Below are 14,914 nucleotides of genomic sequence, written 5' to 3'. Positions count from 1 at the left end.
TGGTTCAGGAGGCGCTCTTGCTAAAACATCCAAGTGGCATGCATAGCGGGCAGGAAATAGCCTCTGATGTATTCAAAGACCTATCTTCCGGCATGGTCTCACTCTTATATAACTTACATCCAGGCACAGCTTAGGTGTATAAACATTATTTATCGTAATAGTAAAAAATCATGAAAAAGTCCAGTTTCAAATACCTGCTCATGGCAACTGTCGCATCCTTAGCATTAGGCTGCGCCTCTTCCAAGAAACTTCAAACATCACATATTTCTCAAAGAGAGTTGGATGCCATAGGCATTGCTGACAACATGCCTTTGTTGCCACCTCCCGTGCCAATCCCATTTATCCCTCCTGCCTTACCGGTAGGATCGGTTGAGATGGGTGATACCGCAGGTGTAAAGGAAGTTAAAACAAACTTCCCGATTACTGAGGGCCCATTTGAGCCGACATGGTCATCTATCAACAAAGGTTATCCCAATGATGCCCCTGAGTGGTTGCGAGAAGCAAAGTTTGGCATCTGGGTGCATTTCGGCCCACAAGCTGCCGGAATGAGTGGCGATTGGTATGCCCGTAAAATGTACATGGAAGGTCGGTTGGCATACGACAACCATCAAAAACGTTATGGGTCTCCCGTGGATTCTGGTTACAAGGAAGTATTACGTGATTGGAAACCCTCCAAGCTTGACCCATCCTGGTATGTGAAATTGTACCATGACATTGGTGCCCGGTTCATGCTTATACAAGCCGTGCACCATGATAATTTTGACTTGTGGAACTCTAAATATCAGCCTTGGAATTCCGTGAACATGGGCCCCAAGAGAGATTTGCTTGGTGAGTGGGCAAAGGCTGTAAAAAGCGCTGGAATGCATTACGGTGTAGCCTTTCACCACGAGTATACCTGGTGGTGGTGGCAAACCGCATTTCGTAACGATAGCAAAGGTCCAAAGATCGGGCAAATGTATGATGGCAGGTTAACCCTGGCCGACGGTAAAGGCAAATGGTGGGAAGGTTATGACCCGAAACTGCTTTATGGTATTAACATGAGGGAATACAAGGGAATGGACAAGTTTGAATACAACTTGCCTAAAGGCATCTTTTCAAATCATCTTGATTATGCCAAATGGTACGTTGACAGATGGGCTTTGCGCATGCTGGACGTAATTAGTAAATATGATCCCGATTTTATTTATACCGATGGTAACAGCACCCAGCCATTTAGCGGATGGAATTCCGGCACAGGATATAAATCGGATGCCGATCAACGGGTCATCGCATCTTACTTTAACCATTCTATCAAAAAGCATGGTAAAGTGGATGTATTCAGTATTACCAAGTTCCATCCCGCCGGTCAGAAAGGCATCGTGACAACTTTTGAAGGTAATTATCCTGACAAAGTAAAGACTGATCAGCCGTGGATTGGGGAAAATCCAGTTGGGGATTGGTATTATGGTCCGAACTACGTTTACGATGCATCTTCAGTGATCCGTTTTTTATTGGAGTATGTTTCCAAAGACGGTTCGTATGCAGTTAGCATACCTATCATGCCGGATGGCTCACTTGATCCTGCATGTTTAAAAATGCTTTATGAGATCGGCGATTGGATGAAGATCAACAGTTCCGCGATCTATGGAAGCAAGGCATGGAAAGTTGCCGGTGAAGGGAAAGATGGTAAACTGCGTTCAATACCGAGGGGCAGCATTGGTAAAAATCAAGCCAATTTTACCTTCGGACCGGAAGACCTACGTTTCACCGTGGGCAAGGATGGTAATCTTTATGCTTTCACCCTTATGATTCCGCCTTCAGGCTCTCAGATTTCGATTAAATCATTAGGCTTCAACAATAATGATATCCAGCAAATATCCTCTGTTGAGTTATTAGGGTATAAGGGTAAAATCAAATGGACAAGAACTATCGATGCGTTGGTTATTACTCTACCCGATACGGAACCGTTTAAAACTTCCCTTTGCTTTAAGTTAGCGCTTGGAATGCAAAAGGGAAGCCAGTAGTTAAACGCCATTATTAAAGCTTACAAAGGAACGGTTTACCAGCTTAAGGCAAGAAATTGCCGAAGAAGCTTTGACACGGCACATAATTACCCCATAAAGAGTATGAAAACCGTCATTTTTTATCTTGTTGATAAACTTAAAAAACTCTTGCCTAAATTTTTACCGTTGTTGTATTCGGCAAGATCCCGTTTAAATGATGGATAGTTTAAGCAAGTCAAATTAACCATTGATCAAGCCGCTGTTTGGAGGGTTTGCGGCACCTCGGCAATAATTAATTAATCGAAACTAAAATCAAATATGACCCCAAAACTCAAAATGAAAACCTTATTGTTGATATTGTCGATGCTTTCCCTGAAAGCCATTGGCCAGGATATGGGCGAGGCGGAAAGAAAATCAATGGAAAAAGGCAATGCATTTGCGGGGCTGAAAGGGGCTGGGCGCGGTGTTAAAGGCCCTGGCTCCAATCTTCCCGCTGAAAAAATGCAATGGTGGGAAGATCAAAAGTTCGGCATGTTCATCCATTGGGGCCTGTATTCGATTCCCGCAACCGGTGAATGGACCATGTTTAACAAGAAAATACCCGTGGAACAATATGCCAAGCTGGCCGACCAATTTAATCCAAGACAATTTAGTGGTGATGCCTGGGCGAAAGCGGCCAAGGATGCAGGCATGAAATATATGGTATTAACGGCCAGGCATCATGACGGATTTGCATTATGGAACAGCCCTGCCAGTTATGGTCATTTTAACAGTTTTGAAACTGCGGCACATAGGGATTTTGTGAAAGAATATGCAGATGCCTGCCGTAGGGCCGGCTTGCATGTGGGCCTTTATTATTCCCCCTTGGACTGGCGGTTCCCAGGTTATTTTAATCCTAAAGGGTTGCCTGAAAATGCGGCGCTACTAAAAAAACAGACTTACGGGCAGGTCGAAGAACTGATGAAGAACTATGGCAAGATAGAGATACTTTGGTATGATGGCGGCTGGCTGGCCCACAAGGGAGGTGATGCGGATGCGGCCTGGTTCTGGGAACCGCTAAAACTTAATGGCATGGTACGTAGCTATAATCCGGACATCGTCATCAACCCGAGATCGGGCATGGTTGGCGATTTTCAGACCAACGAGGGCGATGCAGCGGTGAAAGGCCCGATCATACCCTTTCCCTGGGAAAAGTGCCTAAATCTGAACCGGTCAAGTTGGGGGTTCAATAAAGTCCAGAACCTAATCCCGCTTAAACTTATCGTTGATATGTTAGTGAATACCGTTGATCGCGGTGGTAATATGCTACTAAATGTTGGCCCTGACCCGGATGGCGTAATACCCCCCACGCATGTAGCGAGGTTGAAGGAGGTTGGTGATTGGCTGAAAAAAAATGGCCAGGGAATTTATGGAACACGTCCCGGTCCCTTCCAACCGGTAGATAATTATTACGGTTCAACCCACAAGGGAAATAAGATCTATGTTCATTTGGTGAAAATGCCAGACGGGTCATCCGAGATTAAGTTACCGGCACTGAACAAGGTGGTTTCTTCAAGCAAGGTGCTGGATGGCCCTAAAGTTAAGTTCAAGCAAGATAATAATGGGATTACGTTGACAATAGATCCAACTCAACTTGATCCTATTGTTACAACATTTGTGCTCGAAACCAAAAGGTAAACGTCGCAAATCAACCTGGAAACTTAAAGCTATACTGATTATATTTTTGTCGGTTTTGTGCAAAATATAGTCTAATTAGTATAATTGTTAGAAAGAAGCGTTATCTAAATTTGATATAAAACTGAAAGATAACCTTGAGACTGTAACGATGACTTAAATTAAAATTTTCCCCGATTGAGGAATATGGGTAATGGCATAAAAATATATAATCGATATCAAGCAGCATTAAGAGTGGAATGTTATAAACTCTAGATCTTTTGTTATGATTTAGGCTGTTGCGCCTTATTTAGCTTCAGAAACAATGATGCAATGAATCCCAGATCAGGGACGGAAAAAACTAATGTAAAATTTCTAGATTCTCTTTTCTTGGCAATTGTGGAGGGAAATGGGATTAACAGATAAATATTTCAACTTTAGCAACACAATTTATAAAAATAAAAACAAATGAAAAGTCTTTTTTTAGCACTGAACCTTATTTTTAGCACTGTTGGGTATTCCCAACAAATTCTATCGCCCAATAAAAAAATTAAAGTCGTTGTGGAAATGCAACAAGCTGGCGGGGGAGGGGCCGGCCAGGCATATTTTAAAGTACTTTATAAAAAAGGAAGTGCATATATTGAAGTGCTGCCCAGCTCACCGCTAGGCATTTCAAGGGAAGATCAGCAGTTCGTATCGAATCTCAGGCTTATTGGAGAAGGTAAGGCTGTTGCTGTTCATGACAAATATGAAATGGTGACTGGAAAGCGAAAGCGTTGCGAGAATTTTGGCACTGAAAAAACATTCAGTTATAAGAATCCGTCCGATCAGCCCTTGGATATCACTTTTAAAGTTTATAACGATGGTGTTGCGTTCATGTACGCCTTCCCCAATCAATTAGACCCCAGTTTATCAATTAAAGAGGAAGCCACAGGCTATGTGATTCCTGAAGGTACGGCAAGATGGATGCAGCCCTACGATTATGGCTATGAGAAATTTTATTCGCTTAATACTAGTGGAACTGATGAAAAAAAGAGCAGTGAATGGGGGTATCCTGCCCTGTATAAGGTTAATAACCAGCCGTTATGGGTACTAATTTCGGAGGCAGGTATAAGCAGGCAAAATTGTGGGACGAAGCTTAACAATAAACGAAATACAAACCTGTATAAGGTAACTTATCCTGCGGCAAAAAAGAGTTTTCATGGGGGAGCTGTTTCCAACTTGCCCTGGAATTCGCAATGGCACGTAATGATAGTAGGTGGACTGGCCGATCTGGTGGAAAGTACGTTGATTACCGATGTGAGCGAACCTACTGCCTTTAAGGACACGAAATGGATTGAACCAGGAAGCGTTGCCTGGGTATATTGGGCATACAATCATGGCTCAAAGGATTATAAGAGAGTAATTGAATACATTGATCTGGCTGTGAAGATGAACTGGCCGTATGTACTTATTGACTGGGAATGGGATGCAATGGCAAACGGAGGAACCATTAACGATGCCTTGAGTTATGCCAGGAGTAAAGGCATAAAAACGCTTTTATGGTATAACTCAGGTACCGATTGGCTTGGTGCAACTCCAGTGGACAGGCTGTTAACACACGAGAAAAGAGAAAAGGAGTTTTCATGGCTGAGAAGTATGGGAGTATCGGGTGTTAAGGTCGATTTTTTTGCAGGAGACCAGCAGGACATGATGAAATATTATATGGATATTCTGGAAGATGCCGCAAAATACAAGCTGCTGGTCAACTTTCACGGAGCTACCATACCCCGGGGCTGGGCCCGTACGTATCCCAATTTAATGACTACCGAAGCGGTGTACGGTGCCGAATGGTACAATAACAAACCGACTTTAACGGATAAGGCTGCTGCGCATAATACTACTCTTCCATTCACCCGGAATGTAGTAGGCTCTATGGACTACACCCCGGTAACGTTTTCTAATTCGCAGCACCCGCATATTACATCCTTTGCCCACGAGCTGGCATTGGCCGTGGTATTTGAGTCTGGTTTACAACATTTTGCAGACAGGCCATCTGCATATTATGATTTATCAGCAGGACCACAGAATTTTCTAAAAGATTTTCCCACAACCTGGGATGAAACCAAACTGATCCAGGGCTATCCCGGCGAAATGATCGTTATTGCACGAAGAAAGGGGAAGCTTTGGTATGTAGCTGGACTTAATGGAAAAGATACCCCGCAAACACTCGATTTAAATTTGAAATTTTTGGGCAATGCAGATTATTCTCTCCAGTTATTTAAAGATGGAGCAGATACGAAATCGATTACCAGCGAAACCAAAAGCATCAAAAAATCGGGTATACTGCAAATCCAATGCTTGCCTAGAGGCGGCTTTGCAGGAATAGTTGGCGGCTTGTAAGGCTCAAAATGGATCCTTGATATGGAACGCTAAATAAGTATTGATGTCACCTGGCAAGTATTTAGATTTGACGGTTTTCTGTTTGTTGCTTGATGAGTTTAACTGTTGGCCCCCAATACAGCTCCAGGTGCTTACGGATTACCTCGTCAGGAAAATTGCGAATGGTAAGCTCAAGCCTGGTCTGTTTATCTTCATGTTTCAAATTAAATTCCAATATACAATAGCTTTCTTCTGTATCGGGTAAATTGGAGAGGGAACTTAAAAAACTATAGCAGAGTTTGATGCCGGGATCCAGTTCCAGGATTGTTCCTGAATTGATGAACGGGATCCCGTGAAGATCCCCACTAGTGATTATTGTACTACCGACTTTCCAATCTGTCTGTATTTCAATAGGGCTATCATATGTCCATTCCTGAATAAACTCAGGGACAGTAAGGCTATCCCATACCGCATGCATTGGAGCAGTGATAAATACGGTTTTTTGCAGTATATTCATAGTTGCAAAAGTGCAATATTTTCAGGCTGATGACGGTCCTTACCCAGTAGGAACCTGCAAGTGTTCCCATTAGTGTTAGCTTAGCGATACTGATGCGCTTTTTCAATTATGCTTCTGTATTTTTTATGCATCTCAATGGCTATACTTACTGAACTGCCAACCGTTTTTAGGGGATAATCTTTCCTTTGGTTTACCCAGCTCCATTCCCAGGCACTTACCTCCCTGTTAAACTGTTTGATATCGATTTCTTTTTGATTGTCGATGGCTTTTGATGCATATCTGAAAAAAAGCGCCCATCTCGGTTTGTAAAAGTCACTGAACAAACCACTCCATTGTCTGCAGGCATATTCGTTTAACGGACTTTTTTCATCACCCCATAGGGTAATCAAATCTTTTGCGTTCATTTCGTAAAGTGCTTTTTCAGCTGGATTGTTTCCCCATGTTCTTGCCTGCTCAACCCACGGACCAAGCATAAAATCTTTTCGGGTAGCTAATAGCTTGTCCATATCGTCAATAAGCTGAAGAAATTTTTGGCTTTCTGCCTTAAAGGTAACCATATCCTTTTTCTTGTAGGCGGTTACAAAATTTCGCTGTAAAGGCAAGGCATAATTTGCCATGGCCTGTCGGGTTACATCCACTATGTCGTACTGAAAACCATCACTATTGCCGCAGGTAGGCGCGGCCTTTATGAGTTCATCCCAGGCTGGTAACAGATCTCGCTCCTGATAATTTAAGGTCGTTTTAGCCCAACGGGTCAGTGAATCAAGTGTAGGACGTGCCTGAATAATAGATTCTGCGCCATCTCTGATGTATTTATCTTGGGGTACATTATAAACTGTTTTTCTTAAAATTTCCCATGCCTTTTGCGCATTGGGATTGTTTTTTCCGTATCTGTTAAAAACAAAATTAGGCAGCCATGTTTTTAGATCTATCGGTTTCGATTGCCAAACATTGGCCATCATCAACTCGTACAATACCGGGTTTTGTTCAATACCTTCCATTGTGAGGCCAATACCTTTCATCTTGCCACTTTGTGGATCGTTCAAGGCTTGTGCAGGTGCGGTGGCAATTACGTCCATCCGCCCAAAAAGATTGGTATTTCCGCCAAAATTGTGCAGCATATTCCAGATCCAAGGTTTTCCGTAAAAACCCGAAGTGCGTTTCCATACCGGCTCTATTTCTGTGGCCAGGTCTAACAATATCATCTTGTCGTTGGGTACGGCTTTTAAAAGGGCTTCTGTTTGGGGCTCTTTCCAGAATTTTCTGTCACTATAAAATAGCCAGCCCTGCATTACCCATATAGCCTTGGGGTCTGCCTGCGACATCCCATCATAAATTCTTGCACTCAGTTTACCTAAAAAGTCAAGTTCTGATGATGGTGGTTCATTTTCGTTAAAGGTATCGGCAGAGTAGAGGTGATCGGTACCCAGCAACGCGGTCTGTTTCTGTAAAAACTTTTTTCCGATAGCGGCGAACATAGGATCTTCCGAATCGAGGATATAAGTGTCTGCGAAACCATTGGTCCAGTTGGTAGCCTTCAGTTTCGCATTTGGAAATTTCTTTTTAAACGCGGCTGGTACATGCCCTGTAAATGCAGGTAGAACCGGTTTCATGCCAAGAGAACGCTGTCTGGCCAAGATTTTCTTTTGCAGTTCGAAGTGACTTTTCATCCAGTCCAATGGCAGGGGACCGCCCCAACCGTCTATATTTCCCATCCAGAACCACGAAAAATAAGCTGGTCCGGTAAAGAAATCCTTCAGATCATCATCACTAAAGCCCATTTCTTTATACAAAAGATACCAGGTATATTCTTCTCCGGTAATAGCCAAGGGCATATTAATACTATGAAGTGCCATCCAATCTATTTCTTTTTCCCACCTGGCCCAGTCCCACCAGCTCATGCTGTAATTAAAAGTGCAGTAGTTAAGGTAATAGCGGTACTCGTAAGGTGTAGATTTCCTTACTTTATTTTTAACCACCGGTAGGTTTTGTGGCAATTTAAGGTTAACGCCGTTCCAGGTTATCTGGCAATGGGCGTATTCCGTTAAATAATAATAAAAAGCCGAAGCAATAGCTACACCGCTGCTCCCCCTTAAAATGATGGTGTTTTTTTTGCTTTCGATTTCAAAGACATCCATGCCGTTTTCAGAAACGATGCTTTGGATTAAAAAAAACTGATGCTGTTTGGGCAGAACCCTTTTGATCAGTTCAGCTGATGAAGAAAGATAAGCTTGCGCCCTTGTTTTAGCAGATGCCATTACCAAAAATGCAGCAAGAAAGTATATTTTATATTTCATCTGTTTGTTTTTATTTTGAGGGATAACCACGGCTTTTGCTATCCTGATATACACTAAAATTATTAGCGGTTCAATATACAGATAATAAATAATGGGGCAGGTATAGTCTGGCTCCATAACATATATTTTAGCCATTATCTGCTTTAGTTATTGTGGTGCCATTTTTTGTTTACAGGAATATGAGCAATCGTTATAATGATAAGCCTATAGTTGTTTTTTCTCTTGTGATGATTTATTTAAGCTTATTTGTAGATATATCTACAAATAAGCTAAAGGTTAAATCATATTTTTGTCTGCTGCATATATAATATAGGTTCGCTAAATGGAAAACAGCGTGACGCATAATAGCTAAAAGACGATACACATTGGATTTATACGCTATCCAGATACTTATATGGATAAGACAATTGTGTTTAAAATAAAATGGATGTTATCACTTTAATGCTTTTTTTGATGCATAAAGGCACTTTCTACACCACTTAAACAAACTGGGTATAAATTTAAACAATTGTGCTATCCTTAAAATTGTAGTTGTCTTAGCTTCGAATACCCAAACAGGTAAAGCCATTATCTTTCCGTTCGAACATTATACTGAAGTAAGTACGACCAACACTTACCCTAATAGCGCTTAACACTGATCTTAAATCTCAGTGCGATGCCAAAGGCAGATAGTTCAATGATCAGGAAAGCTAAAATTGGTTTTTATTTAAGGGGCTAACCAAATAAATATGAACCAAACTGAACAAACGCTCATGAAAGCACCTGATTAAATCCAAATCGATCTCACACCGATACAGATTGAATCCGTTCAATAGTATTGAATATTAATCCTAACCAAAATAAACCAAATTTTATGACTAAAAACTACTACTACTTCAAAGAGGGGTTACTCCGCTCTACGCTAACTAAAACAATTGAAAAATCTGTTTTGGTGATCCTAACTAACTAGGACTGGCATACAATTATCCAAATCTATTTCTCTTTAAATGATTTTAAATAATGGAAAAAATAACCAATATGGGTAATGATGCGCGCTCCAGATATCAGGGAGCAAAGCAGTTATTACTCGTGATGTATTTAACACTGATTATCTCCGCGCTGTTGATTGATACAGCTGCCGCGCAACAACGGCGAAAAATAACCGGGACGGTAGTTGATGAACAAAAACAGCTATTAATAGGAGTTACTATTACTGTAAAAGGTACTGGTTCTAAAGTGCAAACTGGCACAAATGGAGAATTTGCAATAGAGGTACCCGCTGATCGGCAGACGCTTACCGTTGCATATGTAGGAATGAAAACTCAGGATGTGAGTATTGCCGGCAAAAATACGGTAAACATAACCATGAAATCTAACTCTGATCAATTGGGAGATGTAGTGATTGTAGGATACGGCGTTCAGAAGAAACAAAGCGTGGTTGGTGCAATTTCTCAAACGACCAGCGAAGTGTTGGAAAGAACAGGTGGTGTATCTAGTTTAGGTGCCGCATTAACTGGAAATTTGCCAGGTGTGATTACTACCGCCAGTACTGGAATGCCAGGGGATGAAGATCCTCAGATTCTTATTCGCGGGCGCAGCACCTGGAACAATGCCAGTCCGCTTATTTTAGTAGATGGAGTTGAACGATCGATAAATAACATCGATATCAGCTCCGTGGCTTCAGTATCGGTACTTAAAGATGCTTCAGCTACTGCGGTATTTGGGGTAAAAGGAGCAAATGGCGTAATCTTGATTACCACCAAAAGGGGGCGTGAAGGGAAGGCAGAAATCAGAGCAGCTGCTAATACAGTTGTTAAATCTGCATCTAAATTGCCAGGTAAGCTCGACTCGTACGATATGTTCCAGGTGCGTAACCGAACAATCGAATACGAATTAGCACTCGCTCCGGGCGCATGGAGTTCATATCTTCCCGAAGCTGTGATGCAAAAATATCGTTCGCCCGCCAATCTTGAAGAAGCTGAGCGTTATCCAAACGTAGACTGGGTAAATACCTTGTTTAGAGATAATGCAATGTCTTACAATGCCAATCTTAATGTAAGCGGGGGAACATCGTTTGTGAAGTATTTTTCTTCTGTTGACTACCTTGATGAAGGAGATTTGTTCAGAAGATTTGGTAACGATCGCGGTTATAACGGTGGCTACAGTTTCAAAAGATTGAACGTAAGAAGCAACCTTGATTTTCAATTAACACCATCAACGGTATTCAGAACAAATATCTCTGGTTCAAGAGGTACATCAGAGCGCCCATGGATTGATGTCAACCCTTACAATACCTGGACAGCTGCTTATTCTGCAGCACCAAATCTCTATCTTCCGGTTTATTCGGATGGCACATGGGGATATTACAAGCCCAATGAACAACAGAGTTTAAACTCTGTTAGGATTTTGTCTACCAGTGGCCTTCAAACGACCACAACTTCCCGTATCACCACAGATTTTACCTTGGATCAAAGCTTAAATTCTCTTGTTAAGGGATTGAGTTTAAAAGGAACACTTTCTATCGATAATACATTTATCGAAGCTGGTCGTGGAATTGATGACCGGAATAATGGAACACTAAGTAAATACATCGACCCTGAAACGGGAATAGTAAGTTATTCACAAACCAAAGATGCGGCAACAGAGCTGGAATGGAGGGAAAGTGTAAGATGGGCAAGCCGCGCGGGTGATGTTAACGATGGCGCAACCTACCGCAGAATGTTTTCTCAAATGCAGATCAATTATGTTAAGACCATTGCCCAAAAGCATAATTTAACTGCTATGGGGCTTTGGAGTAGAGATAACACAGCTACCGGAAGTATTATTCCTTCTTATCGTGAAGACTGGGTTTTCCGTACTACTTATAATTATGCAGGAAAGTACAGTTTCGAATATAATGGGGCTTATAATGGCTCTGAGAAATTCGGCCCGGCTTATCGCTTTGATTTCTTTTCATCTGGTGGACTTGGATGGATGATTTCTGAAGAAAAGTTTATGAAACCAATCAAATTCATCAACTCTTTAAAATTACGCGGATCTTATGGCGAAATTGGTGATGATGGTGGTTCCCCAAGATTTGCATTTTTAACGAACTGGGTATTTGGAGGCACTACGCCACTCGGTACTACTGGTGAAGCTGCAGAGAATAGTCCTTATAACTGGTATAGGGAAACTACGGTAGGTAATCCAAACGTACGCTGGGAAAAGGTTGTAAAGAAGAATATCGCGCTTGATTTTGGGTTTTTTGGAAACACGATCTCTGGAAGTGTAGATTTCTTCCAGGACGACAGGAGCGATATCCTTACCAACAATCGTGCTGTTCCAAGTTACTATGGTGCCACACCACCTACGTTTAACGTTGGTAAGGTGAGGTCCAGAGGTTATGAAATTGATATCCGGTTCAATAAAAAAATCACCAGCAATTTTACTGCGTGGGCCAATATCAATTATACTCATGCCAAGAACAAAGTTGTATATGCTGATGTTGCCGGATTGTTACCGTTATATGCTAAGCCTCTTGATAAACAGATTGGACAGGCTTATTCTTATGTGAGCGCTGGTTATTACAATACTTGGGATCAGCTTTATGGAAGTACCATGCACAATGCCAATGACCAATTGAAAATTCCAGGAAACTATCATCTGGTAGATTACAATGCAGATGGGATAATTGATGCGAATGATAACATTCCTTATGGTTATTCTGGCGCTCCTGAAAACACCTACAATGCAACTATAGGTTTTGAATGGAAAGGATTTAGCGCATTTGCTCAGTTTTACGGTGTGAACAATGTTACCCGCCAGGTAGTGCTCGGGTCTTTTTCAGGAAAGAATACAGTTGCCTATGATGAAGGAAGTTATTGGTCAAAAGACAATACAAATCCTGATGGTCCGATGCCACGTTGGGAAACAACGCCAGCGGGTTTTTACACGGCAGACAGGTACTTCTATGATGCTTCTTATCTGCGTTTAAAAAATGCTGAGGTTGCTTATACGTTTAGACAGGACTGGGTTAAAAAAGCAGGAATCTCAAGTATACGTATATTCCTAAATGGAAACAATTTACACGTATGGACTAAGATGCCGGATGACCGTGAAGCAAATTATCAAAGTGCGGGCGGACAGGGCTGGGCATCGCAGGGTGCATATCCAACTGTAAAACGCTATAATCTAGGCGCTAATTTCATCTTCTAAACATGATCATTATGAAAAAATATATAACACGCCTATTATTGATAGGAATGATTTGGGCGGGAACCGGCATGGTATCTTGTAAAAAATATTTAGACAGAGATCCTGAAGCAACTGTGTCAGCAGAATCTGCCTTCAAAGACTTTCGTAGTTTTCAGGGCTTTACCGAGGAGCTATATAATTGTATTCCAGATTTTACCAACCGGTACTGGACCAACAGTTTCAACTGGGGTGAAGACGAAATCCAGTCTACAGTTCAAAATTTTCACTTCGTTAACAAAATAGATAACGGCGATTTTTGGGGCTGGCAAAGAGAGTTTGATGGATGGGGAGCTGGATTTTTAGATAATGCCAACGCGAATACAAATAACGATCGTTTTAGCAAAGGTCTGTATCCACTGGCCTGGTATGGCATTCGTAAAGCGAATTTAGGCCTTGAGAACCTAAACCTGATGGCAAACGCAACCGATGAAGAACGTAACCTGATCAGAGGTCAACTATTATTCTTTAGAGGTTGGTTCCATTTCCAGCTCATGCAATATTTTGGGGGGCTACCATACATTGATAAAGTATTGCCAGCCGATGAAGAATTGAGATTGCCAAGGCTAAAGTATCAGGAATGCGCAGCAAAGGCAGCACTGGATTTAAGAGCCGCTGCCGATCTTTTGCCAATTAATTGGGATAATACAACAGCCGGGATCCAAACCCTGGGTAAAAACCAGTTGCGCATCAATAAAATCATGGCATTAGGTTATTTAGGTAAAAACTATCTGTGGGCCGCTAGTCCATTAATGAACCTAGAATCTACCGGTAGCAAAACCTACAATGTAGAACTGAGTAAAAAAGCGGCTGCTGCATTTGCCGAGTTATTAAAACTAACAGAAAGTGGCGCTGCTCCTCATAAGTTATTGCCTTTTGCACAATACAGTACCAATTTTTATACAACTGGCCAAAATTTCTTAATCCCGGGAGGTACTGAAGTAATATTTACAGGGCCATATTGGGGAGCACATGGTTCAACCTATGGCACTGCAAAACAATATACACCAGCAATTGTAGGGGCGGATGCATTGGTATTTGCGCCTACCGCAAATTATGTTAATTATTATGGGATGAAAAATGGTTTGCCCATTTCGAATTCTGCCCAGGCTGATCCTAGTGGCTCAGGATATGATCCGCAATTTCCTTGGCGCGATCGCGATCCAAGGTTCTATAATGATATTATATATGATGGAGTTAAGGTAGTGCAGGGAACTTTGGCAGCGAATATGGAGCCACACCGATATGCAAACCTGTTCACAAACGGAAGTTATAGGGATGAACGTTCTGGTAGCCGTACTGGCTATATGATGTTCAAATTTGTGCCCAGAACTGCCAATAACTTTGATCAGGGCTGGAATTACGGACAAAACCTGAATATTAAGGTTTCATATATGCGTTTGGCCGATATCTACCTGATGTACGCAGAATCGGTTGCTACAGGGTACGATTCCCCAAGCGCAACCGCAGAGGGATTTAGCAAAACTGCCGTAGATGCAATCAATGTGATCCGAGATCGTGCTGGTGTTGGACGTGTTGCCGCACAGTTTTTAGTATCTACAACAGAGTTTATGAAAGAAGTAAGGCGCGAACGCGCCGTTGAACTTGCCTTTGAAGGACATCGGTTTAATGATCTTCGCCGCTGGCATTTGCTCGCCGAAGTGCCTTATACCTTAAAAACAGCAGCAGAATTTGATCGCGCTGCTCCTTTAAGCCCTACGGTCGACACCAAATTAAACAAGGTCGTAAACTATCGTGAGCGATTAATATTACAGCGTCCGTTTAGTGAAAAGCATTATTGGTTGCCACTTAAACGAGCAGATGTAAATATGTATAAGGAGTTTGCGCAAAACCCTGGATGGTAAGGTAGTTCATGATCACAAATAATTAAAGAC

7 protein-coding genes are annotated in these 14,914 nt (G+C 41.9%); 5 read left to right on the top strand and 2 right to left on the bottom strand.

What is annotated here, in order from left to right; translation table 11 throughout:
• The first annotated feature begins 170 nt into the window (after positions 1-170).
• The 3 genes from J7E57_RS07270 (at position 171) to J7E57_RS07260 (ending at position 6,017) form a co-directional block, all read left to right on the top strand.
• Entirely contained in the window at positions 171-2,003 is a 1,833-nt protein-coding gene (locus J7E57_RS07270; protein ID WP_215126551.1) for an alpha-L-fucosidase, read from the top strand.
• Between the two features lie 315 nt (positions 2,004-2,318).
• Entirely contained in the window at positions 2,319-3,659 is a 1,341-nt protein-coding gene (locus tag J7E57_RS07265) for an alpha-L-fucosidase (protein WP_215126548.1), read from the top strand.
• A gap of 444 nt (positions 3,660-4,103) precedes the next feature.
• Entirely contained in the window at positions 4,104-6,017 is a 1,914-nt protein-coding gene (locus tag J7E57_RS07260; protein ID WP_215126546.1) for a glycoside hydrolase family 97 protein, read from the top strand.
• Positions 6,018-6,078: 61 nt separating this feature from the next.
• On the opposite strand, the gene J7E57_RS07255 is transcribed toward J7E57_RS07260, so the two are convergent.
• Together J7E57_RS07255 and J7E57_RS07250 are read right to left on the bottom strand one after the other, a co-directional pair.
• Positions 6,079-6,513 carry an SRPBCC domain-containing protein gene (locus J7E57_RS07255; protein WP_215126544.1) on the bottom strand — a complete coding sequence of 145 codons (435 nt, stop codon included), beginning with the start codon at positions 6,511-6,513 and terminating at the stop codon, positions 6,079-6,081.
• Positions 6,514-6,593: 80 nt separating this feature from the next.
• Complete coding sequence (locus J7E57_RS07250) at positions 6,594-8,945, bottom strand: alpha-N-acetylglucosaminidase (protein WP_251029838.1); 2,352 nt, start codon at positions 8,943-8,945, stop codon at positions 6,594-6,596.
• An 864-nt stretch (positions 8,946-9,809) separates the two neighbouring features.
• On the opposite strand from J7E57_RS07250, the gene J7E57_RS07245 reads away from it, so the two are divergent.
• Positions 9,810-12,983 carry a SusC/RagA family TonB-linked outer membrane protein gene (locus tag J7E57_RS07245; protein WP_251029837.1) on the top strand — a complete coding sequence of 1,058 codons (3,174 nt, stop codon included), beginning with the start codon at positions 9,810-9,812 and terminating at the stop codon, positions 12,981-12,983.
• 11 nt (positions 12,984-12,994) lie between these two features.
• Positions 12,995-14,884 carry a RagB/SusD family nutrient uptake outer membrane protein gene (locus J7E57_RS07240; protein WP_215126540.1) on the top strand — a complete coding sequence of 630 codons (1,890 nt, stop codon included), beginning with the start codon at positions 12,995-12,997 and terminating at the stop codon, positions 14,882-14,884.
• The last annotated feature ends 30 nt before the right edge of the window (positions 14,885-14,914 follow it).

It is taken from the genome of Pedobacter sp. ISL-64 (assembly GCF_018613605.1).
GTDB lineage: Bacteria > Bacteroidota > Bacteroidia > Sphingobacteriales > Sphingobacteriaceae > Pedobacter.
This window is presented reverse-complemented; position numbering and strand designations above follow the sequence as displayed.

Bases quoted from the DNA above. Each gene is read 5' to 3' on its own strand.
- J7E57_RS07270 (WP_215126551.1), top strand. From the start codon at position 171: ATGAAAAAGTCCAGTTTCAAATACCTGCTCATGGCAACTGTCGCATCC.
- J7E57_RS07265 (WP_215126548.1), top strand. From the start codon at position 2,319: ATGAAAACCTTATTGTTGATATTGTCGATGCTTTCCCTGAAAGCCATT.
- J7E57_RS07260 (WP_215126546.1), top strand. From the start codon at position 4,104: ATGAAAAGTCTTTTTTTAGCACTGAACCTTATTTTTAGCACTGTTGGG.
- J7E57_RS07255 (WP_215126544.1), bottom strand. From the start codon at position 6,513: ATGAATATACTGCAAAAAACCGTATTTATCACTGCTCCAATGCATGCG.
- J7E57_RS07250 (WP_251029838.1), bottom strand. From the start codon at position 8,945: ATGGCTAAAATATATGTTATGGAGCCAGACTATACCTGCCCCATTATT.
- J7E57_RS07245 (WP_251029837.1), top strand. From the start codon at position 9,810: ATGGAAAAAATAACCAATATGGGTAATGATGCGCGCTCCAGATATCAG.
- J7E57_RS07240 (WP_215126540.1), top strand. From the start codon at position 12,995: ATGAAAAAATATATAACACGCCTATTATTGATAGGAATGATTTGGGCG.